Raw genomic sequence first — 21149 nt, forward strand, 5'->3', positions numbered from 1 at the left:
CTCGATTGATTTGTATCCGTTATTCGTACAACCTGAAAGTAGAAGGAATAGACACATTACCAACAAAAGAATGTTCTTCACCTTTCTCACAAGTGTCCTCCTTCTGTGATATGACAATACATTTCCCATAAATTAGGACGCAAAATACTGGCGAATGTTGCGCAATTCTGCCCGTTATCTTAATGACGCAGCGTTAGACTAAGATTTTATTTTCCTAGTCTACAACTTTATTTTCTTTCAACAGCTGCATGATCTCGCTCCGAAGCAGCACTTCATTTCCATTGCGGGAGTGAATCATACATTCGACACAGTTGATCCCTATGAGGTACGACACTTCAGCAGGACGGAGCGGCTGAAGAAACGGTTCATTTTTTAAAACAGGTGTACTAAGTCGATAAACGTGATGTCACGCAGTTTAATCTGTATAAAGCAGCTATTATCCTTGTTTCATTCCTTCGCAGTACATTTAAATCGGCGCCATTTACGTCTGTTCTGGACGTATGTGGCGCCTTTTTTTTACAATTTTGCAACTAGCGTCAGACTTTGATTTATGGCTATGACTCTAGTTTTTTGGCGACGCATGGAGAATGCGGTCGAAATTTTACATTTATAGGTCTGCAAGAATCTAGTAATTGCTGGTATAATAGTAGACCTACATAGCCTAAGAATACTAAAGGAGACTTGTATGAAAAAAATTGTATACCTGATGATTTTGATCTGTGGGTTGATTAGTATTTCCGGTTATACACCAAGCCGGGCGGAAGCAAGCGGTAGTTATACAGCCAAGGTATACACCGACTCATTGAATGTCCGCAGCGAGCCTTCGCTTGAATCGTCGATCGTGGGTGCTTTGAGTAATCGCGAAATAGTCACCGTCTCGGATGAAGCGCACGGCTGGCTTCGCATCAAGTCGGATCGGGTCTCCGGCTGGGCGGCAGGTTATTATTTTAAGAAGGTCGATGGCAGTATCGTAACGGTATCGGCGACAGATCAAGATGGCAGTGTGCAACAGAGCTCAGCAGCCACTCGTGCAACTGTGCTGGCGGATTCGCTGCGAATCAGGGCCGGCGCCGGATTGAACTATAAGGTTCTTGGAGGCCTAACCAAGGGTGAGACTGTTACGATAATAGACAACCGGGAAGGATGGGTTCAGATCCAGACTCCGAATGGGCAAACCGGTTGGGTATCAGATCGTTATATCGAGAAAAATACAGTACAAACGGCAGCGGTTTCTTTGGGAAAATCGAAGGGACTGCAAGGGAAGGTAATCGTCATTGACCCCGGTCACGGCGGAGACGATCCCGGAGCAATCGGAATGAAATATGAAACGATGGAGAAAGAGCTTAATTTGAGCACTTCCTTCTACCTTGAGGATGAGCTTCGCAACCGCGGAGCGCGCGTCCTCATGACAAGAACGAAGGATGAGGAGAAGCCTAAGCTTTCCGATAGGGTGCAGATAAGCGAATCCGCTGGCGCGGATGCTTTCGTCAGCATCCATCATAATTCTTCGGAGAATAATACGTCCGGCATACTTACCTTCTATTATTCGGAAACGAAAGATCGGTCATTAGCCCGCGCGATAGAAAACAGACTTGCGGACGGCATCGGCTTAAAGAGCAATGGGATTTCTTTCGGCAATCTTCACGTATTGCGGGAAAATGATACGGTATCTACACTAGTAGAGCTCGGTTTCTTGACCAACGCAAAGGATGAATCTATCATCCGCAGCTCCGACTACCAAAAGAAAGCAGCCAAAGCAATAGCGAAAGGGCTGGAGGATTACTTTAGCATGTAACTGCATATTTGATCGGACAAGAGCAGACCGCCAGCTTTGGGCGGTCTGCTCTTGTCTTATAGGGGTATCGCCTTTGTAATGGAATGCTTATAAATCAGTCATCCTTAAGTTACTTTGAATTTCAATAGTCTGGTTTTCGTGACCATACCCGCACTCTCCAGTGTCCTCTTAGAAGCTTCGTTATAGTACCAACATCCGCATACAGGCTTAATACCCTGCTTCTCACACCATTTCCTTAATTGTAAAATGATGACTCTCCCAATTCCTTGTTTTCTATATGCCTCATTAGTTAACATCCCTATGCTTGCTAATCCTTTGAGCATCTTAGAATTCTCAACTAATCCTATTCCAAGCAGCACAGCCCCCCCTGTAGTAGGTGAAGATTTCTCCTCTGGCAATCCGCCGTTCGTATTGGTCAAGAAAATCTCCGCACACTTGTTGTATTTGTTGTAGATCTTCTAAATTCATGAGAGACTATTATTTTATTTAGACAGAGAATTTACACTATACCACTTTCTAAGCTGATTAATTTGAGCTTGATGATAGCGACTATGGTCAGCCATATGCCATAAGCCCCAACGTATGGTTGCTTGCTTTTCATTTTCATGTCCAAATGTGACAACTTTATCTAGATCAGCATCTGTTAATTGTGTACATGAATCTTTCAACATTCTTAATACACCTTCATATTTAGATATAAGTGTGTTCAGAGACATCCCTTTGACCATCGGGAGCCTATTATTTTCATCTATCATGGGGCCATATTGTTTTTTTAATGACTGAGGAAGTGGCTGTCCCTTTATTCTATAAACCCAATTTAGATCAACATACATGATATGTTTTATTAACTGAGCAGTACTATTAAAATCGTTATTAGGTCCCTTGTAATCTACTTCCTCTTGCGACATTCCATCAGTGATTAATTGTAGTCTTTGGCTATTTTCTTTTACAGCGGAATATAGTATTCCCACAATAGGTGACATATTTTCTTCACCTTGTAAATCGTAAAGCATCCTGGTTCATCCTCCCCCGTTTTAGCTTCATCCTGATACCTTGTTTTTCTAGTCTAAACTTTATTTTCTCAGTCTAACACTTAATTTTTCTAGTCTAAGACTTTCTTTCCTTCTGACACCACTCTCCTATACAAAAAGGTACCCATCGCTATAAACACTTTTTCAAAGTGTCCAAGGTATGGGTACCCGATTCAACCATGCATCTCCGCTTTTGGCGTCGAGCTCTTTGGCGGCGCATCATCCGGCACCGGCTTCGGTGCCCTCACGATGCTGGTTTCTTGCAGCCGTTCGGAGGACTCTCCTCCTGAAGCGTATCGTTCCTTCAGACGTTTCTTATACGCCGGTGAAAAGAAGGCTGATGTCCTCGTTGCCGTTCTTCGTCTTCCATCCGTTGAAGCCTGCCGCATCGGTAATGCCCGGTTTGAACGTGAGATAGTACACCTGGCCCGGCGTCATGTCCTTGGACAGCTTCAGCGTCACCTCAGTGACGACCGCGCCCGTGTTGTTCAATTCGTCGTGGGAGATACCTACGGAATCCCCTCCCTGTTCCTTCATCACGAAGTACGGCTCGTTCACGTTTTTCACCGGCTCGCTGAATACGACCTTAATCGTCGTCCTGCTCAAGACGATCACCTGTTTCGCGTAAGGAGTCTCGTTGGCGACAATGGTTCCCGCGAACGCGGATTCGTTCGCCCCGTCCTGCGAGATGAGTGACGACACGCCCGTTACCCTCGCCGTGTATACGTGGCCAGGCTGGAACAAGCCCGGGTTCGGATCGGTTCCCGTGCGGAATTGGACGGAAACGACCCTTTCCGTTCCCGGCTTGCGGACGGCGTATTTGCTCCAGCCGGACATCGAGACGTTGGCGCCGTTGTCCTTGAGAATCGTTACAGTTAAGGAACCGGCATCCGTGTCCTTGATATCTCTGTCGAACGTGATCTCGATGGTGTTCTCGTTAACCGCGGCTATGCTCTGAAGCTTCACAGGCAGGATCGGATTGGAGATGCCCCCAAACAGAAGGCCCGATTTCGTATCCATCACGTTGCCAGCCAGGTCGGGAATACCCGACACGGTAAGGCTGTACACGGTCTTGTCTTGTTGGGCAGATGTCCGCAGCGTGACAGTACGTCCCTCGTTGTCTAGGCTCGCTGCTACGATCGTCAAGCCGCCGATGCTATACCGTCCGGTCTGCACGGCAATGTCTCGATTCACCTTCTCGCTGAATTTGACGGTCAGTGACGCATCCGCATTTACTTTAAATTCCGAATCAATGATCGTCGGCTTTATCGCGTCGTCGTTGCCGACGATGGACAAATCTGACCGCGTGTCCATGACGTTGCCGGCGAGATCCTTGACGTTCTTAACGGTCAGCCAGTACCGGGCGTTGTCCGATTGATTCGAGGTGGTGAACGTGACCTGTCTCTTGTCCGAAGAGAGTTGCAGCGTCGTTAGCTTCAATCCGCCGGAGAACGCGTAATTCGCGGGACTTGTAGCTGTCTTGTTATCAACCGGTTCGGAGAACGTCAGGACGTAGACACGAGCCGTTACCCGTTCGAACGCGGTTATCGTCGGCTTCGCCATGTCCGATCTCGTCGAAGCGAACGACCACACCTTGCCATCAATGGTTAAGTAATGCGTGCGGTTCTCAATTTGGTAGCCCGTCGTGAGCAAAACCGACATCCCGTCTCCGTTGACCGTCGCGAGAATAATCGGCACGACGTTGCCGAGATCGTCCCGCAGCGAGAATCGCCCGATATCCGCCGAGTCGGTCTTCGCTTTCAGGTTCACCCGCACCGTCTGGACGTTCAGTCCTTCGACCGACTTCACATCGAGCGCAATGTTCCAGCCCGTATAGACCGCGTAGACAGCCTCCACGAGCACGCCTCGCGTGGCGTTGACCGTGTAGTCGTTCCGAGGGGCGATCCAGCCTTTGCTAAGAGCGGTTCCGACCGCAACCTTCGCCCAAGCCGATACTTTGCCAACGAATCCAATGTTCGGGTTGGCGGGGACATTGTTCACCTTCAGCAGCACAGTGGCCAACTCTTCGACCTTCACTGGGGCGGTCGGTTCGAATCGGTTACCCCCTCTGCCAACCATGATGCCTGCGCTTCGAACGGCTTGGACCGCCGTGAACGACCAGCGTGTCTTCAGCACATCCACGAAGCCTGGAGTGGAATTGGAACGAGGCAATTCGAGAAGCTTGTAGAGCACGGTAGCGAATTGTTCGCGGGACATTGATTCGTTCAGGCGGGATGACCCGTCCTCGAAACCGGTCATTATTCCTTGCCGCTTCAGGACTTGGAACTTCTCCTCCGTCGTGAGCGTCGCCGCTCCCGCGGCCGGGACGGCCAATCCAAGCAGCAATAATAACGAGAGCAATGCCAGACCGATTTTCCTCATCATTGCAGTCCTCCTAAGGGATTTCTGCCGGAACCGCGGAAGAAGAAAAGACTGTAAGCGGATGCGGGCCGGCGAATATACCCTCTTTAACGACGCTACAGAGGAAAATGTTTCTGTCGAAGGCTGTCTCATCCAAAACTAGTCATGATTCGAGCAAACTTCTGGAAATCCGCCGCGAGTGGCGTGGATTGTACATCGTTCCGTTTGGCGAAGTAATTTTCGATGCCCGCTATCGGGTTATCGAATGTACGTTACAGTGTCCCGTTAGCGTAATTTTGACAGGATCATGAATCGTTCCTTGTTCGACTAGCTTTAACATTTTTAAGTTGGGCAACGATGATGACGCTAATGATTACCAGAAGGAACCACGAGCTGATCTTGCTGAAACTAACCAGTTGCCAGGTTTGGTGCTGATCAGGGTATTTCCAAGCATCAAAAAATGTGGCTATATTTTCTGCTAACCAGATGAAAAAACCTACAATGATAAAAGCGAGCGATAAGGGCATTCGATAAGTTATAGTCCGTACCCGATATATGATCCGTGTTTTCCAGAAGACAATAAACACCAGTGCCGTCAACCACCATCGAAAATCGGGAATAAAATGATGTGTGAAAAAGTTGAAATAGATGGCTCCGCCTAACAAAACCGATGACGTAAGCCCAGGCCAGCCGGTCATGTCCATCCGCAGTCTCCGCCATACCTGACACATAAAGCTTGCTACACTTGCATACATAAATCCGCTATAGAGCGGGACACCGAGCAGCTTCGTATACCCAGGCTCAGGATATGACCATGATCCCATCCATACCTTATATAACTCCAGCAACAATCCAATTAAGTGAAATATACAGATTACTTTGATTTCATCACGTGTCTCTAATCCGCTGCGGTACATGAAGTATTGTACTCCAAGCAGTATAAGTAAAATGGCATCATAACGATAAATGAAAGGTAGCGCTATTACGTTAGAGAGAGCTAAAGTTCCAAAGATCGCAACAGGAAATATGCAGCTCATCGCCTGATGATAGCCAAAATGCAATAGTTGAATGAATGACTTCAATTATGTTTATCTCCTCCCCATTCCCATTTAAACTTACGACTCATCAATTTATATTCTGGTCATCAAAATTGATTAGATTTGGTATGTGTTTCAAGAATAAAGGCGAAATCCCTAATTTAAAATAGAAATTTCCTCATTTAATATTTCTTATTTTCGGTTGCTCCACATAGAAGGAGCCGTCGCCGTTGAACTGTAACCCGAAAAATAGACACTTTAGAAAAGTGCCTTCTTTCAGATTTTTGTGACTTAAAAAAAATACTATTTTACTGCTGCTAAATTAAATTCTTCTGTATACTGATTGAAAGTTTGTCCTTTTTTTGGCCATACAAAAATCCCCTCCAAGTTCACTCTATCCTTATGAAATCATAAGGTTTTTCTGAGTGTTTACCTGAAGAGGAGAATAACAGTGTAATGCCGATCATCGTGATCCCCACACCAAACCATTGCAGCCAGTTGACGGACTCATTCAGTACAACGTATGACATAATGACGGCCGTCGGCAGTTCAGCTGCACTTAAGATTGTAGCTAGTCCGCCGCCAACACGCGGTACACCAATGGCATAGAATAACGGCGGAATGACGACGTTTACGTTCAACTACTGCTTCCAGCAGGATGCCCATCCACGTAAATTGAAACAACAAGATAATCGCGAATGAAGCCGAAATATATTGGAGCGCTGTATAATAAAGCATTCCCGTTAAGCCTGTCGTCGTTCCTACGGCCATGAGCGTGAGTGCTTGACGCCATGTTACTTTCAATGTATGCGACGTTGCGGTTGCTTGGCGGGTTTCGCGGACACGAATACCAATATCCACAGCATAATCACACCGAATAGGTTTTGGCTGCCGACGACATCGCCGACATTGAAACCAGACTCATAAGCTTTCTTTACAAACGCAGATAATAAACCGAAGCTGCATGCCCCACATAAAACTAATAAAATGTATTTCATGATGCCTTTTTCTGTTCTGACTTGCCGCCCTCCAGAACGATAAATTCTATTTTCATTTTTTGGTGGGAGTGCATCCCAAAACCAGGATGACTTAGAACAAAGACTGTATGAAGCCATGATGATGCTGGAACTATTTGTATCATTGTCACACCCGATTCCGGTTTTTTTACTTTTAGAATTTAATTTATTAACTTTAGAAGCTTTTGGCTAGTTCGATCGCTTGTTTCTAAAGCTTTTCTTATAGAATTTTACTATTCTCAATAAGCTTCTCTTTACTCCTCTTCAGGGAACATCCCCGTGGAGATGGCAATTCGATTCCATGCATTAATGGTATTGATCGCCATAATGATTGCCACATATTCTGCCTCATCCACGTGTGCCCGAACTCTTTCATACAAATCCTGCGGTACGCCTTGCTCAGAAATACGGGTTACAGCTTCCGTAAGCTCAAGTACCACTCTTTCTTTCTCGGAATAAAAGGGGGCTTCGCGCCACGCGCTTAGCAAATAAATCCGCTGCTCCGTCTCGCCCATTTTCCGCGAATCTCGGGTATGCATGTCCATACAAAAAGCACACTTATTAATTTGTGAAGCTCTGATCTTAATTAATTCATATAGCTTTGCATCCAACCCGCTTGTCTTAATAAAACCTTCCAGCTTCATCATCACTTGCAAAGCACCTGGGCTTACACTGATATGATTTAATCTAACCTTCATAGTAATCTCCTCCGTGAACTATATATTTATCTTGTCTTATAAAGTGTATCAGCGATAAATATTATCGTCGATTAATATTGTCTGTAATATAACTCTTTAATTTATGTCTGTCAACTAATAATCATGAGCCATTTCGTTGAAAATACCCAAATACCCACATTTGACAAGGGTTTTAAATCCACCTAAGATGATTAATAACAATCTTTATACCTAGAAAGCAGGTGTTTGCATGCAGTATAGTATTGGCGTTGAATATGGCCTGCATTGCTTAGTATATTTAATTGATATTCCTCCTGATTCTACTATTGGGATTAAAGAGCTCTCCGCTTTTCAAGGTATTTCGGAGACCTATCTTTCGAAGATTTTCGGTAAATTAACAAAAGCTGGTATCGTTAGCTCTGTCCCTGGTGTAAAAGGAGGCTATAAATTAGCCAAGCCTCCAGCGGAAATTTCTTTTTGGGATGTAGTTGAAGCTGTTGAAGGTGCTACCCCCATTTTTCAATGTAAGAACATCAAAGATAATAGCTATCTATGCCGTGATGAAGACTATGCAGCGTGCTCTCTAGCTTCTCCCTGTGTGATTAAATTAACTATGCTCGAAGCTGAAGAGAGTATGCGCAATCTCCTGCGTAACAAGTCACTTACTTGGTTGAATGAAGAGCTTGATCGCGTATTAACTCCTCAAGCGCGCAAAGATACTCGTGAATATTTTGCTAATAGCAACAATGTTTAATGGTGAATTTAATTAGAATACGAATTGAATAAATACGCTTAACGCTGCGCATCCTTCATGAGCTGAATGCTGGTCTTAGCAAATTGACCCAAGGCCCTTGCTTGAGCAGCAGTCTTCCATGTTGTCTGTCACCCGTACTTCGGCCAGACTCCCCTACCTTGACATCCTGAAACAACCGAATTCATTTACACATGTTCACATGTTTATTTGATGTCCCGCTGGTTGTTTCCCTCATATACTTGTATTGAGTCCATTCTCTTCATCAGCAATAAAAAAAGCCACCTGGAAGGGTGGCTTGCATTCAAGAAGAGTGCAAAAGTAATTGCTTATTGTATAATTCGCTATTCTCCCCAACCAAAACCCCAACCTTTTCTAAAGTCATGTATTCTATTTCCTTCTCTGTGGGGTATGTTTGCAACGAAACGAAATTGATTTTACTTTCATCCATGTCTGCAATACGATTAACTACTATTTCATTACCTTCAATTTTTAATATCAAATCATAATTTCTAAAATCCTTTCTTTCTGGCATATCTCCAACATGATGCTCGGTAAAACTCTTTAAATCTATCCACGAAATAACAGAGCGATGGATACCTGAACCAAATGAATATGCATAAACTACATCCAAAGTTCCATCCTTATTGACATCGTAAGGCACAGCACTTGTTACACCAAAACCACCGAATCCAATACCTATATGAACAGCTTTCTGGTTTGTTACGATAAATGTTTCCAAGCTTGAATTCTTAAAAAGCTGAAGCTTTGTTTTATCCCAAATATCAGAGGGAGTAATTTCAAGCAGGTCATTTTCCATATTACCCGAATGAGAAAAATCTTGAGTTGCTAAAATTAGTTTATTGGCTTCTTCAATTGATAACTTCTTTTTTGATTCCTCGATTGATTCCTTATTGGAATCACAAGCCGAAAATAGAAAGCATAAAGTCAGCATAATGAAGAATCCCATTAGCATCTTGTTGTTCATTTAAATTTTCACCTCCGAAACATAAAATATTTGCTATGTAAAATTTCATATGTTTCCCCCATCCGTTTACTACTGTTCTCCGTTAGCTCAAAATGGCATGAATTACAGTTACTTTATTCCACTTCCCCTTTAAATTCTTTTGTACGATTCGTTTTTCATAAATCTCAGCACGATCCATGCATTCTGAAAAATAAGGTGTTGGCCTTATAATCATTTTGAGAACATCGTCTATTCCGCAAGGGGCAGTTAATATTACATTATCCTGATCGTCTAACTTAAGGCCTAAAGCTGTTGCTGTCTCTGGAAACTTAGAAATGGCATCCACTGAAGACAAATACGGCGGGATGTTATTGACTAAGTGCATCCTTGCTTCATTTTTAACAGACCAAGGTATGTCTGGAATGATTTGTTTCAACTGCAATTCAAATTGTTTCTCAGCGTCTTCATTTTTATTTGAAGGATCAAAATAAATTACATCTACATCAGGTAATGGTGTTCGCACCGTGAATCCATGCAGGGTATCCCAGATTTTTGAACGCACAAAGCCTGCACAAACCCACCAATCAGGAAGTCGCAGCGATTTAGCAGCCTTGAGGATGTCCATCATCCATTCATCTGCATTAATAAGGCAAATAATATCCTCTCTACTATTAATCAAATTCATCCTCCTCATATAAGAACATACCAATGATGTCCCTGTCTCAAACTTAATACTTATTCGGAAAAAGCGGCTAATTACCTTTTATTATCCCTACGTTTTAATTAAGACTAAAATTGCGTCATTTATGATCTCTTGTGGTAAGAAGGAGAACGGATTCACGAAGGGAAAACCAGCGATGGAGCAGTTACCGAAAGCACAGCTGAAGCAATTAAACGAAATGCTCACCAAGGAAAAAAAAGGAGCTAACGGCTCATTTTGAAAGCAATATCGATTCAAATAGCGATCTAGACGATTCGCTTACAACTTCTACCGGAGAGTTGTCATCATACGATAAACATCCTGCCGATCTTGGAACCGAGACATTTGAGAAAAGCAGGGACATGGCCAGAGGCGGATGCTTGGAGCTCCGTTGAAGAATACGGAAATGCAAGCGATACAGTAAAACCCGATGCCAATTAGCATCGGGTTTTTCATTACACCAGCAAGAAACGAATTAATCCCAAAATAGCGAAGCAAAACAGAATCGTACCCGCGCCAATACCCGTGATTGCACTATTTGCAACGCGTAGTTTTTTGGATAAAAATAAGGAAAGCAATGCGACACCAACAAGGAGGATCCCTAAAATATTCAAACTTGGATCCTTAAACACATTTTTTAACCAGAAGAAATGAATGCCTACGATAAAAACAATCCATGGAGCAATATAATCCTTTTGTTTAAGCTTAATTAATAGGATGGCACCAATTGCTGCTAAAAAGAATTCGATAAACACGAAAAACAAATAACTTTTGAAAACGCTCGAATCCGAAAGCGCAGTAGCCTCCTCCCAATTATTCACACTTAAGTAGATGCCAATTAAACAGATGATTAGCGGAAGCGAAGAAGCCATTCCGATATATTTCCGCCAACTTTTCCTAGGATTCTCCTGCGCCCAGCCAAACCAACTAAAGCTAAAAAATCCGAAAATAGCAGCATACATCGCGTAATCCCTAATGTATTCCATTATGCCCCCAAATCCCCCATTTCCATCGCAGTCTGCTCCCTTCAATATTCCCGCATCCCAGCCGCTTCAATAAAATAGAAATACATCCATGATATATGACAAATGATATCAAATATTCCTTTCCTGCGGGCAAAAAAAGGAAACGGGCTCCATGTGCCAAGGCGAAGCAGGCTTGAATATGCTATGAACAAGAAGCACGGCATAAGGCTTCAAAGGAGGAGTTACCTTGGACGTCTTGAAACAAAGTTATGAACAGCTCATCTTCCTCCAAGATCTCTCAATCGGTTTTAAAGCAATCATTGCCATACACAATACGAAACTCGGACCTGCCCTTGGCGGATGCCGGATGTGGCAATACGCCAGTGACGAAAGCGCTATTCTTGATGCGCTTAGGCTAGCTCAGGGAATGACTTATAAATCTGCCGTTTCGGGGCTTCCTTACGGGGGAGGCAAGGCGGTCATCATCAGCCATGCTGATCAAGGTCCGCGTGAAGTGCTGTTTCGCGCGCTGGGTCAAAAAATCCATGATTTGCAAGGCACCTATATTACAGGCATGGACCTGGGGACAACGGTCACCGATATGGACTGGGTTCGTTTAGAAACCTCGTTCGTTACCGATACGACCGGATCACTCGGGGCTGTCAGCGAGCTTACTGCAAAAATGACGGCTTACGGGGTATTTCTAGGAATCAAGGCGTCTCTCAAACGCGCGTATGGCAGCGAAACCGTCAAGAACAAAATCATTGCAGTTCAAGGTTTAGGGAAAGTAGGCTACCAGCTTTGTCGTTATTTGAAGCAGGCAGATGCTACGCTCGTCGTTACGGACATTAATCCCAAGCTGTTAAAAAAGGCTGTTGATGATTTTGGAGCAAGCCCGCGCAGGCCGCATGATATTATTTCCGCGCCATGCGATGTGTTTTCACCATGTGCATTAGGCGGCATATTAAACGATACTACGATCGGACAGCTTAACTGCAGCATCATTGCAGGGGCCGCCAATAATCAATTAGCTGAAAGCCGACATGGCGAGATGATCCATGGTCTCGGTATTTTATACGCTCCCGATTATGTTATAAACGCTGGCGGCATTATCGTTACATCCGTAGAGCTGGGCGGTGGAGATGCTGTGGCAGCGCAAAAGGAAGTGGAGAAAATCAGCGATACGTTGACGTACGTGTTCAGCGAAGCAGACGCGCAAGGCATCTCGACTGCAGCAGCAGCCGATGGGGTGGCCGAGAAGCTGCTCGGGAACTGATCACATTCGAGTGTTCCTCTAGCTGCTGCTGCAATAGGATAATGCTACCATGAAAATCCGCAAAATTAAGAGCCCGACTCAGGTGTGGCTGTGGTGTCGAGCCCTATCTTTTTCATCCTTCATTATCCGGTTGTAATCCCTTTGCTAATTAAGCCTACAAAGATTGTCTCACGATTTCTTCCAGCGGCGTCAGCGTGCCGATAAGCTTCTTTAAATCGGCAGACGTCCGGTTTCCGGTTGTAGATGCCAAGCCTATTTAAGATGAATAACCCGGCTATCGTTTGCTAGATTTTAAATATATTAATACCGCGGCTGCTTATTTGAGGGACGGATTACATGGGCATATGGAGGACGCTGATCCTCGAGAATAACGGGCTGGAATCCTCCCGGTGGACCCTTGCGTTGATAAGTGAATAATAAGCAAGGGCAAGCATCGCTTTTTCTGCGGACAAGCTATATTGCTATTGGTCTTCCTTAATGAATCGCGGGGATGCCTTTAATACCCATTCTGTGGTCCATTCAGCAAAAGCGACCGATCGGATATCAGCATAGCCGAGTGTTTCCAGCTCCTGAAGCAGCCAAGTCTCATCATGGCGGATTGCGGCAAGCCCTTCAGGCTGCGGAACTCCATCTTCGACCAGGCTGCACGACATATGAACCGGATACGAATGGAGATCGAAATCGCTGCGCTGCACGGTATCGTACGCATGCTTTTTCAAAATGCTGAGTGCTCCATTCGTTTCATAGACAGCATAAGCCACCTCGCTGACCGAGAAAACATCGCGCTGCCGAAGCATCATACGCATCTCATCGAATGCAATGCTGTTGCGGCGCAGCGCGTCAAGATCAATTTCACCGCGGATAATCAGAAGTTCCGGTTTGCCTTCCAAGCTTCTGCGAAAGGGCTTGCTGAGTTCCATTATTTTTTCGAATAGATACGAAAGACCCGCCCAAAACGCCAGAGCGAAAATGAGCTTCCAGAACGAAACCTGCCCATCGTAAATCGTATTTCCAACAAGCTCGCTCAATACTAGAGCAGATATAAAATCAAAAGGCGAAAGCTGAGAAATCTCTCTTTTGCCAAGCAGGCGCGTCAAGCACCAGAGTCCGGCATAAGCGATAAACAGCTTGATTACTATGGGCAAGTATTCCTCCATTTCTGTTCCTTCTTCCGCGTTTTATCATTTAATACCCTTCTTTTGAACAATGTTAACTTTGTTTAGTCATTTCTAATAGAAACGCAAGCGTAAACGGCTGCAGCCGTCCTTTGGCGGCAATAGCTCGTTTCGCGGAGATATATAAGCACTTTCATAAGTGAAAACTTATAAATTCTTATATATTAAAAAAAGGCTCTTGTAACTCCTGAAAGTGCCGATGCATATAAAACTAGCTGCTCATATAAATAGAGGAACCAGTCTTTTACTATGAAGGGGCGCTGAGGCATCTATGGGCTGCTGCATCGGACGGATTACAATCGTAAATAACCAAGGCACTATTATATTTGGTAATGTCAAATCCATAGAAGTCAATACGACTTCTTCATCTCAAAGTGATTCATCCGGTTCATCAAGCTCATCGAGCACCGCGGCTGCCGACACAGGTTCCGATGCGGCCGGAGCTGCCGGGGATGCTGCCGAAGCTGCTGCGTTAAATAATAAACGGTCAAAAAATCGGAACCAAAACAAACGGAGTCATTCCGCGGTCGAAGACTATCGGTATTTTAATCGCAGAAAGCGCAGACGTAAGCGTAGGCGTTCTTAATTGGCACGGGTACGGCAGCACAGCGTTTAGAACACCTTCCGATATAAAAAGGAGCTCCCTTGGCGATTGTGCCAAGGAAGCTCCTTTTTTTCAAGTGATTGCATGCAGCTCATACAAGCTGTTGACATTACACCCCACCGTATCGGCTATGGCTATCGCAGCCTTTAGCGGCATAATGCGCTTGTTGTCGATATAGTCGACAATTCGCTCAGGCCTAATGCGGAGTGTCGCCGCAAGCTGCTCCTTCGACATCCCGCATTCCGCCAAGCGCTGCTCAAGCAAGCAGCTGCCAAGCTCAATTCTCATCGGATGGCACCCTCCATTAATTGGACGTACAAATCCAGTTTAACCAAGCGTGCCTCTCTATACCCTCTGTTCGAAGCTCGAACTCCACCGCTGAACAATCTGCCCGACTAACACCATTCCTGCTCTCGTTCCTCCAGCAGCGTATAAATCGGACTCGTATCTATTCGATTAGCTGTTTACTTTCTCTTTTTCTTTGGTATAGCGGTTAGTCGGAATCCGCAAGCCTAAATTGCCGCGCAGTGTATCGGATTCATAATCGGTACGATAAATTCCGCGTTCCTGTAGGATCGGAACGACCAACCCAACAAAATCGTTCAAGCCGCTTGGAATGGATGAATGAATAATGAAGCCGTCCGCAGCGCCTTCTTCATGCCACTGCTGAATGAGATCGGCCACCTTCTCCGGCGTGCCAACAAACTGTCCGCGCGGCGTAGCGGATTGAAGCGCAACTTGGCGAAGCGTCAAATTTTGTTCCTTGGCTGTTTTTTTAATTTTATCCGTGCCGCTGCGGAAGCTGTTATGTCCAAGGTCCCCAAGCTCAGGGAAAGGCTCATCAAGCGGATATTGCGAGAAATCATGGTGTTCGAAGAAACGTCCCAAATAGTTCAGCGCATTCTCGATCGTAACAAGCCCGGCAAGCTCTTGATACTTACGCTCAGCTTCCTCTTCCGTCCGTCCGATAATCGGCCCAATGCCCGGAAGAATGACAATATCGTCAGCCGAACGGCCTTCCGCAACCGCGCGGTCCTTCACGTCCTTGTAAAAAGCTTTCGCATCCTCGATGTTCTCATGACCAGTGAAGACCGCATCTGCTGCTTTACCTGCCAGCTTCTTACCGCTCTCTGAGGAGCCCGCTTGGAAAATAACCGGATGCCCTTGCTTCGAACGCGCGATATTAAGCGGACCTTGCACAGAGAAATACTCGCCTTTATGGTCAAGACGGTGCAGCTTGGAAGGATCGAAGAATACGCCCGACTCTTTGTCTCTTACAAAAGCATCGTCCTCCCATGAATCCCATAATCCGCGCGTAACCTCAAGGTACTCTTCCGCAATTTTATAGCGCTCGTCATGCGTAGGATGATCCGTTTTGCTGAAATTGCTTGCCGAGCCTTCAAGCGGAGACGTAACCACGTTCCAGCCTGCGCGGCCTCCGCTAATGTGGTCAAGCGATCCAAACTGTCTGGCTACCGTAAACGGTTCGCTATAGGAGCTGGATAGCGTACCCACGAGACCTATTTTAGAGGTAACTGCAGCGAGCGCGGACAATATCGTAATCGGTTCAAAGCGATTTAAGAAATGAGGAATCGATTTTTCGTTAATGTATAGACCATCCGCAATAAAAACTAGATCAAACTTACCCGCTTCCGCCTTTTGCGCCTGCTGGGTATAAAATTGAAAATTAACGCTCGCATCGGCCGGCACTTCCGGATGCCGCCATGCCGATACATTACCTCCTACGCCATGGATCAATGCACCAAACTTAATTTGTTTGCGATTCGCCATATTAAACTACCTCCCGATTTATATTGGTTTGTTGCCCGACTTCTGCCAATACGTTTATCCCATTTCCCATTTCCCTTATCTCATATCTCATATCTCGTATCTCGTATCTCATATCTCAAATCTCAAAGCAGGTAGCTTAACTGAAGCAACGTCACTCCAGCGTTTTGCCGACAGGCCTTATAGTGTACTTTCTGCAACAGAATCTACCACGAACCAAACCTAACGAGTCTACATTGCACTTTGTACAACAGAATAAGCCTCCAAGCCTGCAGAACGGGCAGTTTACGGCATTTCTACTGCAAAAACTGCAATGTAGTCGGTCAAATGTTCTCCCTGTGAGGTTTCTGTTGTAAAAAGTACAATATAGCCTGTTCGTCCCTCATCTCATTGAGGTTTCTGCCGCAATAACCAATTGAGGAACCTGCTGCAATAGCACCCTATAACCTATTTATGCGTTTGCCCTATGAGGGAGGCAGCTACTAAAACTCAGCTGCTTATTCTCCCATCCGTACGAGGCCCCTGCTGCAAACAATGCAGTAAAGCCTGCCGTGTGCTCCTCCGCTATTGGGCCTGCAGCAAAGGAGCTTCGTTCAACAAGAGCCGGTAGCTCTTCACGAGCGTTTCCCCGTTTTTCAAATCCTTATCAAACGCACGCTCAAAGCCAAGCCGCTCATACAGCCTAACGGCCGAATCCATCATATCCGAGGTGTGGAGATGCAGCGTAGCCGCGCCCCAATCTCTTGCCAGCTTAGCGCTGGCGCGAATAAGCTCGGTCGCAACGCCGTAGCCGCGCGCTTTCTTCGATACGGCAAGCAACCGGATGATCGGCGAATGAATATTCAGGTCGGGCAAGCCGTAAGCTGCTTCCGAGGAATCGAACAGGAACACACTCCCGACGACCTCCCCATTCAGCACCGCGACCAGCCGCGCCTTTGTAGCTGCGCCATCAACAGCCGCAAGGATGCTTTCTTTATACTGTTTCCAGGCCGGCTCGGGCAGCTCCAGTTCATATTGCCCATAAGCATCGAGCAGCACCTCCCGGGTCGCCTCGTGATCCGTCAGCTCGGCCCCCCGTATAACCACTGCATTTTCTGGCATGCATCTTCACCCGCTCTTTCTGAAAATAATAGCAGCCGCTTTACAGTCTAAATTGCGCAGCTGGAGTTAAGCGATCCTGATTCGCCCTGCTTAATCCTGCGAATTTGCGCCAAGTGAACTTGAACATGCGCGACAAAGGCCGGTACGATAGCAGCTATCGCTACGGGCTCGCCTTTAAAGTTAATGCCTGCTTTGCTCCATTCCTCAACCGTCAGACGATTAAACAGCAAACTGTTATATTGAACGAGTGCCCTTGCGGCTGTCAGAATATCTGTCGCATCGCCCTTATTTGCCTTCTGGCCGGATACCCATGCATCCTGGTTGAATAGAGGCAATTTCACTTCGGACCCTGCCAATATTTCACGTACGCGGAAGGATACCACAATACTGTGATCCACAAGATGCGCGAGGACCTCCGTTACGCTCCATGATTCAAGAGCAGCTTTCCATTTCAGCTGTTCATCCGTTAATCCTTCGATTTCTTTCTCGATTTGATCGTACGCCTGCAAATACGCTTGAACATCGACAGTTGACTGGCTCATGTAAGCTCCTCCTTATGAATGGGGCAAAAGTGTACTTCTTTATTACTTGCTAAACCGGCTAATCTCGAACAAGCGAAGATCATAGCCCGTGTCTTTTCTTTCCATTTTGTCAGCCAAAATCTCACCAACCACACTGGCAAATTTAAAGCCATGCCCGGAAAACCCTCCGGCAAGCAGCACATTGGCATGCTCCGGATGCGAATCAATAATGAAGTCTTCGTCGGGCGTAAACTCATATTTGCACACCGCGCTTGTCAAAAGCTTACCCGCTGCTCCAGGCACAAACGCATCGAGCGCACGTCGCAAGTCTTCCTCATCCTCCGGAAATGCGCCAAACGGAGCAATCGGCTCGCCAGGCAGCCATTCGACTCCCGTATCATGTCTGCCGATTTTGATGCCTGCGCCTCCGATACTCGGGAAGCCATAATAACCGCCTGCCGCTCCGCCCCAGGTGAAGCCGGGAAAAACGCCGGCATCAAAGCGCGGCGAGCTCGTTTCAAACCAGCCGACCACCTTGCGAACCGCGCGGATCGGGAGCTTGACGTGATTCGATAGCATTTTGAACCAAGCACCGACGGTAATAATGATTTGCGGGGCCGTATAAGCTGCACCCTTCGTATACACGGTGACGCTTGTCGCATCGGCCTTGATGTCTGTAACGAAAGTATCCGTGAGAAGCTCCGCTCCGGCTGCCAGCGCCTGCTGCTTGTAAGCAGCTACACATTTCTCGCTGTACAGGTAACCTGCATTCGGTTCATACATGCCTTGGAACGAATCGTCCAGCTGAATGCCGGGAAAACGCCGGTTAATCTCAGCCGCTTGCAGCAGCTCGACCTGCACGCCGTTCGCGACCGCATCATTCAGCCTGCCCTCGTAATTGTAAAAGCTCGTCTCCGCCATGTTCAGCACGCCGGATCTCTCCAACAGCTTTTGTCCGGTTGCCTGCTCCAGGGCTAGCCACCTTTCGTCCGCGCGCAGCGCCATCTTCACATACGTATCGCCGCCGTGGTAAGCATGCCTGATCAGACGAGGCTCGCCATGATGGCTTCCATTGTTATGCGGTGGATTAAAGGCATCGATGAGCAGCGTCCTGACACCGCGCGCCGCCAGCTCATAGCCTGCGCTCATCCCCATCGAGCCTGCTCCCACGACGATGACATCATATGATTTCAGAATGCTGTCGTCCTCCTTGCGTACGCTCAGCCGCCAGCTTGCGCAAAGCGTCCGAAGCCAGTTTGGCAAAGAACGTAGCTGCGATCGGCAAAGCCTTCTCGTCCAAATCAAAGGCTGGATGATGCCACTCCTGCGGTCCTGCCGTACCGAGAAATACGAACAGTCCCTCCGTTTCTTTCAAATAGAAAGAAAAATCCTCGCCTGCAGGCGAAGGGATCGGCTCCACGACGGTAAACCCCGCCGCTTCGGCAGTCACTGTCGCTTGATCCGCCCATTTCTGATCATTCAAGACCGCTGGCGGACCTTCAATCCATTTCACATGCGCCTTTGTTGCAAAAGCTGAAGCTACACCATTAACAACCTGCTCGAGGCGCTCGCGCACGGTTAATCGCACCTGCTCGTCAAACGTGCGGAGCGTGCCGTCAAATACCGCCTTATCGGAAATAATATTCCATGCCGTACCCGCATGCAGCCGCGTCACGCTAACGACCGCGCTGTCCAGCGCGCTCACATTGCGGCTTACGATCGACTGCAGCGCCGTAATAATATGTGCCGCTGTCACGATCGGGTCGAGGCCTGCCTCAGGCACCGCCGCATGACTGCCTCGCCCTTCCACTTCAACGATGAAACCATCTGCTGCTGCCATAAGCGGGCCGCCCTTGATGCCAATCGTCCCGACTGGCAAATCAGGCTTATTATGCATGCCGAATACCGCATCCACGCCTGCAAGCGCTCCGCTTGCGATGAGCAGCCCCGCTCCCTTCGCTTTCTCTTCGGCGGGCTGGAATAGAAATCTTACGGTGCCCTGCAGCTCCTGCTCCCGCTCCTTTAATAGAAACGCGGTGCCGAGAATCGAAGCGGTATGGAAATCATGGCCGCAAGCATGCATTTTTCCCGGTATTTTGGAAGCAAACGGCAGCCCCGTCTCCTCTTGGATCGGCAGCGCGTCTATATCCGCCCGAACGGCAACGGTCGGTCCGCCATGCAGACCGCCAACCTCCGCGATTACCCCCGTTTTCAGACCATGCTCTACGATCCGAATGCCAGCTTCCGTCAACCAGCCAATAATGGCGGCTGTCGTTTCAAATTCCTCATGGGACAGCTCGGGATACTCATGAAGCTGCCTGCGAATAGCTACAAGTTGCTGCTCTATCGATTCTGCCGAGAAGTCGCTCATACTAATTCCCCTTCAAAGGCTTCCTTCAGCAGCTCAAAGGAACGAATGCGTTTGGCGAAATCAGGAATGATTGTCGTAAAGACGAATTCATCCACGCCGTATTGCTCTTGGATCTCCAGCAGCCGTTTTCGAACCGTTTCCTTGGTGCCTCTCGTAATATCCGCATCCCGCTCTTCGGCGGTGTAGTCCTCGCCTGCTTGCCGAGCAAACTCCTTCGCTTGCTCAAGCGAGCCCACATTAACGGTTTTACCGCTTGCCAGCGTAACTCTCACGCTTTTAAAATGCCCGGCTAACGCATTCGCTTCCTCCTCTGAATCCGAAGCGATTACGGACAAGGCCAAAATGGTTTTCGGCTCTCCGCCAAGCGAGCGGTTAAAGTTATTCCGGTACGTGTCGATCGCTTTCCCAGCCGTATCCGGATCATTATTAATAAATAAGGCAAAAGCATACGGATAACCCTTCTCCGCGGCCAGCTCCGCGCTTGAAACACTCGTGCCGAGTAAATAAATATCAGCCGGGTGAACAGGCAATGGACTTGCTTCTAAACCGGCAAGCGGGTGCTCCGCTCCAGTCGGAGCAATGAGCAGCTGCTCCAGTTCCGTCAGTTTTTCTGCCAAGGTCGCCGCTTCCGCTGCGCCCTTCTGCAAAGCTTTTGTCGAACGCGGCAGCCCTCCGGGTGCACGCCCAATCCCGAGCTCTACCCGCCCGGGCGCTAAGGAAGCCAGCACGTTGAAATTTTCCGCTACTTTATAAGGGCTGTAATGCTGCAGCATTACGCCGCCTGAACCGATACGGATGGATTTGGTTTGGGCCAGCAAATAAGCGATAAGCACCTCCGGCGAGGAGCCTGCCATGCCTGGGGAATCATGATGCTCCGATACCCAGAAGCGCTCGAAGCCCAGCGTTTCTGCGAGCTGCGCCAGCTTAACGGTATTTCCTAAAGCTTCTGAAGCTGTCTGCCCGGGGAAAATAATGCTTTGATCCAGAATGCCAAATTTGAGTGACATATTGAT

At 47.2% G+C, this 21149-nt stretch carries 21 protein-coding genes; 3 read left to right on the forward strand and 18 right to left on the reverse strand.

Annotated elements, in window-relative coordinates; genetic code table 11:
* Positions 1-685 precede the first annotated feature (685 nt).
* The gene (locus RCO25_RS20975; protein WP_308998084.1) at positions 686-1795 is read left to right on the forward strand and encodes an N-acetylmuramoyl-L-alanine amidase family protein; all 1110 of its coding nucleotides are present in this window, start codon (positions 686-688) and stop codon (positions 1793-1795) included.
* 104 nt (positions 1796-1899) lie between these two features.
* On the opposite strand, the gene RCO25_RS20980 is transcribed toward RCO25_RS20975, so the two are convergent.
* The 6 genes from RCO25_RS20980 to RCO25_RS21005 all read right to left on the reverse strand — a co-directional run bounded on the left by RCO25_RS20980 (position 1900) and on the right by RCO25_RS21005 (position 7938).
* Complete coding sequence (locus tag RCO25_RS20980; RefSeq protein WP_308998085.1) at positions 1900-2214, reverse strand: GNAT family N-acetyltransferase; 315 nt, start codon at positions 2212-2214, stop codon at positions 1900-1902.
* Positions 2215-2277: 63 nt separating this feature from the next.
* Positions 2278-2808 (reverse strand): DinB family protein, encoded by a 531-nt coding sequence (locus RCO25_RS20985; RefSeq protein ID WP_308998086.1) that lies wholly within the window; start codon positions 2806-2808, stop codon positions 2278-2280.
* A gap of 333 nt (positions 2809-3141) precedes the next feature.
* Positions 3142-5211, reverse strand: coding sequence for an Ig-like domain-containing protein (locus RCO25_RS20990; protein ID WP_308998087.1), 2070 nt, complete (start codon positions 5209-5211; stop codon positions 3142-3144).
* A gap of 281 nt (positions 5212-5492) precedes the next feature.
* Positions 5493-6269 carry a DUF817 domain-containing protein gene (locus RCO25_RS20995; RefSeq protein ID WP_308998088.1) on the reverse strand — a complete coding sequence of 259 codons (777 nt, stop codon included), beginning with the start codon at positions 6267-6269 and terminating at the stop codon, positions 5493-5495.
* A 344-nt stretch (positions 6270-6613) separates the two neighbouring features.
* Positions 6614-6865 (reverse strand): EamA family transporter, encoded by a 252-nt coding sequence (locus RCO25_RS21000; protein ID WP_308998089.1) that lies wholly within the window; start codon positions 6863-6865, stop codon positions 6614-6616.
* A 629-nt stretch (positions 6866-7494) separates the two neighbouring features.
* Positions 7495-7938 (reverse strand): carboxymuconolactone decarboxylase family protein, encoded by a 444-nt coding sequence (locus RCO25_RS21005; RefSeq protein ID WP_308998090.1) that lies wholly within the window; start codon positions 7936-7938, stop codon positions 7495-7497.
* Positions 7939-8167: 229 nt separating this feature from the next.
* Here RCO25_RS21005 and RCO25_RS21010 point away from each other — a divergent pair, with 229 nt between their 5' ends.
* Positions 8168-8671: an Rrf2 family transcriptional regulator gene (locus RCO25_RS21010; RefSeq protein WP_308998091.1), complete on the forward strand. Its 504-nt coding sequence runs from the start codon at positions 8168-8170 to the stop codon at positions 8669-8671.
* 301 nt (positions 8672-8972) lie between these two features.
* Here RCO25_RS21010 and RCO25_RS21015 read toward each other — a convergent pair whose 3' ends face one another.
* From RCO25_RS21015 to RCO25_RS21025, 3 genes are all read right to left on the reverse strand, one after another.
* Positions 8973-9656 carry a hypothetical protein gene (locus tag RCO25_RS21015; protein ID WP_308998092.1) on the reverse strand — a complete coding sequence of 228 codons (684 nt, stop codon included), beginning with the start codon at positions 9654-9656 and terminating at the stop codon, positions 8973-8975.
* Between the two features lie 82 nt (positions 9657-9738).
* Positions 9739-10320 carry a nucleotidyltransferase family protein gene (locus RCO25_RS21020; protein WP_308998093.1) on the reverse strand — a complete coding sequence of 194 codons (582 nt, stop codon included), beginning with the start codon at positions 10318-10320 and terminating at the stop codon, positions 9739-9741.
* Positions 10321-10790: 470 nt separating this feature from the next.
* Positions 10791-11321, reverse strand: a complete 531-nt coding sequence (locus RCO25_RS21025) for a hypothetical protein (protein ID WP_308998094.1) — start codon at positions 11319-11321, stop codon at positions 10791-10793.
* A 226-nt stretch (positions 11322-11547) separates the two neighbouring features.
* Between RCO25_RS21025 and RCO25_RS21030 the strand changes: the two genes are divergently transcribed.
* The gene (locus tag RCO25_RS21030; protein WP_308998095.1) at positions 11548-12576 is read left to right on the forward strand and encodes a Leu/Phe/Val dehydrogenase; all 1029 of its coding nucleotides are present in this window, start codon (positions 11548-11550) and stop codon (positions 12574-12576) included.
* 461 nt (positions 12577-13037) lie between these two features.
* On the opposite strand, the gene RCO25_RS21035 is transcribed toward RCO25_RS21030, so the two are convergent.
* From RCO25_RS21035 to RCO25_RS21075, 9 genes are all read right to left on the reverse strand, one after another.
* A complete protein-coding gene (locus RCO25_RS21035; protein ID WP_308998096.1) occupies positions 13038-13733 on the reverse strand; it encodes a DUF421 domain-containing protein in 696 nt (231 codons plus the stop codon).
* Between the two features lie 387 nt (positions 13734-14120).
* The gene (locus RCO25_RS21040) at positions 14121-14261 is read right to left on the reverse strand and encodes a hypothetical protein (RefSeq protein WP_308998097.1); all 141 of its coding nucleotides are present in this window, start codon (positions 14259-14261) and stop codon (positions 14121-14123) included.
* Between the two features lie 166 nt (positions 14262-14427).
* Positions 14428-14643: a helix-turn-helix domain-containing protein gene (locus RCO25_RS21045; protein ID WP_308998098.1), complete on the reverse strand. Its 216-nt coding sequence runs from the start codon at positions 14641-14643 to the stop codon at positions 14428-14430.
* Between the two features lie 168 nt (positions 14644-14811).
* A complete protein-coding gene (locus RCO25_RS21050; protein ID WP_308998099.1) occupies positions 14812-16146 on the reverse strand; it encodes an LLM class flavin-dependent oxidoreductase in 1335 nt (444 codons plus the stop codon).
* Positions 16147-16707: 561 nt separating this feature from the next.
* The gene (locus tag RCO25_RS21055; protein WP_308998100.1) at positions 16708-17244 is read right to left on the reverse strand and encodes a GNAT family N-acetyltransferase; all 537 of its coding nucleotides are present in this window, start codon (positions 17242-17244) and stop codon (positions 16708-16710) included.
* 47 nt (positions 17245-17291) lie between these two features.
* The gene (locus tag RCO25_RS21060) at positions 17292-17786 is read right to left on the reverse strand and encodes a DinB family protein (RefSeq protein WP_308998101.1); all 495 of its coding nucleotides are present in this window, start codon (positions 17784-17786) and stop codon (positions 17292-17294) included.
* Positions 17787-17828: 42 nt separating this feature from the next.
* Positions 17829-18962, reverse strand: a complete 1134-nt coding sequence (gene solA / locus RCO25_RS21065; protein WP_308998162.1) for an N-methyl-L-tryptophan oxidase — start codon at positions 18960-18962, stop codon at positions 17829-17831.
* Positions 18946-20136, reverse strand: a complete 1191-nt coding sequence (locus RCO25_RS21070; RefSeq protein ID WP_308998102.1) for an amidohydrolase — start codon at positions 20134-20136, stop codon at positions 18946-18948. Before RCO25_RS21070 ends, solA begins: the two co-directional genes overlap by 17 nt.
* Complete coding sequence (locus RCO25_RS21075) at positions 20133-21143, reverse strand: LLM class flavin-dependent oxidoreductase (RefSeq protein ID WP_308998103.1); 1011 nt, start codon at positions 21141-21143, stop codon at positions 20133-20135. The genes RCO25_RS21070 and RCO25_RS21075 overlap by 4 nt, the downstream gene beginning before the upstream one ends.
* Positions 21144-21149: the final 6 nt, after the last annotated feature.

Source organism: Paenibacillus sp. LHD-38, assembly GCF_031157315.1.
Taxonomy (GTDB): Bacteria; Bacillota; Bacilli; order Paenibacillales; family Paenibacillaceae; genus Pristimantibacillus.

Excerpts from the sequence above, each read along its gene's own strand:
- RCO25_RS20975 (WP_308998084.1), top strand. The coding sequence starts at position 686 with ATGAAAAAAATTGTATACCTGATGATTTTGATCTGTGGGTTGATTAGT.
- RCO25_RS20985 (WP_308998086.1), bottom strand. The coding sequence starts at position 2,808 with ATGCTTTACGATTTACAAGGTGAAGAAAATATGTCACCTATTGTGGGA.
- RCO25_RS20990 (WP_308998087.1), bottom strand. The coding sequence starts at position 5,211 with ATGATGAGGAAAATCGGTCTGGCATTGCTCTCGTTATTATTGCTGCTT.
- RCO25_RS21005 (WP_308998090.1), bottom strand. The coding sequence starts at position 7,938 with ATGAAGGTTAGATTAAATCATATCAGTGTAAGCCCAGGTGCTTTGCAA.
- RCO25_RS21010 (WP_308998091.1), top strand. The coding sequence starts at position 8,168 with ATGCAGTATAGTATTGGCGTTGAATATGGCCTGCATTGCTTAGTATAT.
- RCO25_RS21015 (WP_308998092.1), bottom strand. The coding sequence starts at position 9,656 with ATGAACAACAAGATGCTAATGGGATTCTTCATTATGCTGACTTTATGC.
- RCO25_RS21020 (WP_308998093.1), bottom strand. The coding sequence starts at position 10,320 with ATGAATTTGATTAATAGTAGAGAGGATATTATTTGCCTTATTAATGCA.
- RCO25_RS21025 (WP_308998094.1), bottom strand. The coding sequence starts at position 11,321 with ATGGAATACATTAGGGATTACGCGATGTATGCTGCTATTTTCGGATTT.
- RCO25_RS21035 (WP_308998096.1), bottom strand. The coding sequence starts at position 13,733 with ATGGAGGAATACTTGCCCATAGTAATCAAGCTGTTTATCGCTTATGCC.
- RCO25_RS21045 (WP_308998098.1), bottom strand. The coding sequence starts at position 14,643 with ATGAGAATTGAGCTTGGCAGCTGCTTGCTTGAGCAGCGCTTGGCGGAA.
- RCO25_RS21050 (WP_308998099.1), bottom strand. The coding sequence starts at position 16,146 with ATGGCGAATCGCAAACAAATTAAGTTTGGTGCATTGATCCATGGCGTA.
- RCO25_RS21055 (WP_308998100.1), bottom strand. The coding sequence starts at position 17,244 with ATGCCAGAAAATGCAGTGGTTATACGGGGGGCCGAGCTGACGGATCAC.
- RCO25_RS21060 (WP_308998101.1), bottom strand. The coding sequence starts at position 17,786 with ATGAGCCAGTCAACTGTCGATGTTCAAGCGTATTTGCAGGCGTACGAT.
- RCO25_RS21070 (WP_308998102.1), bottom strand. The coding sequence starts at position 20,136 with ATGAGCGACTTCTCGGCAGAATCGATAGAGCAGCAACTTGTAGCTATT.
- RCO25_RS21075 (WP_308998103.1), bottom strand. The coding sequence starts at position 21,143 with ATGTCACTCAAATTTGGCATTCTGGATCAAAGCATTATTTTCCCCGGG.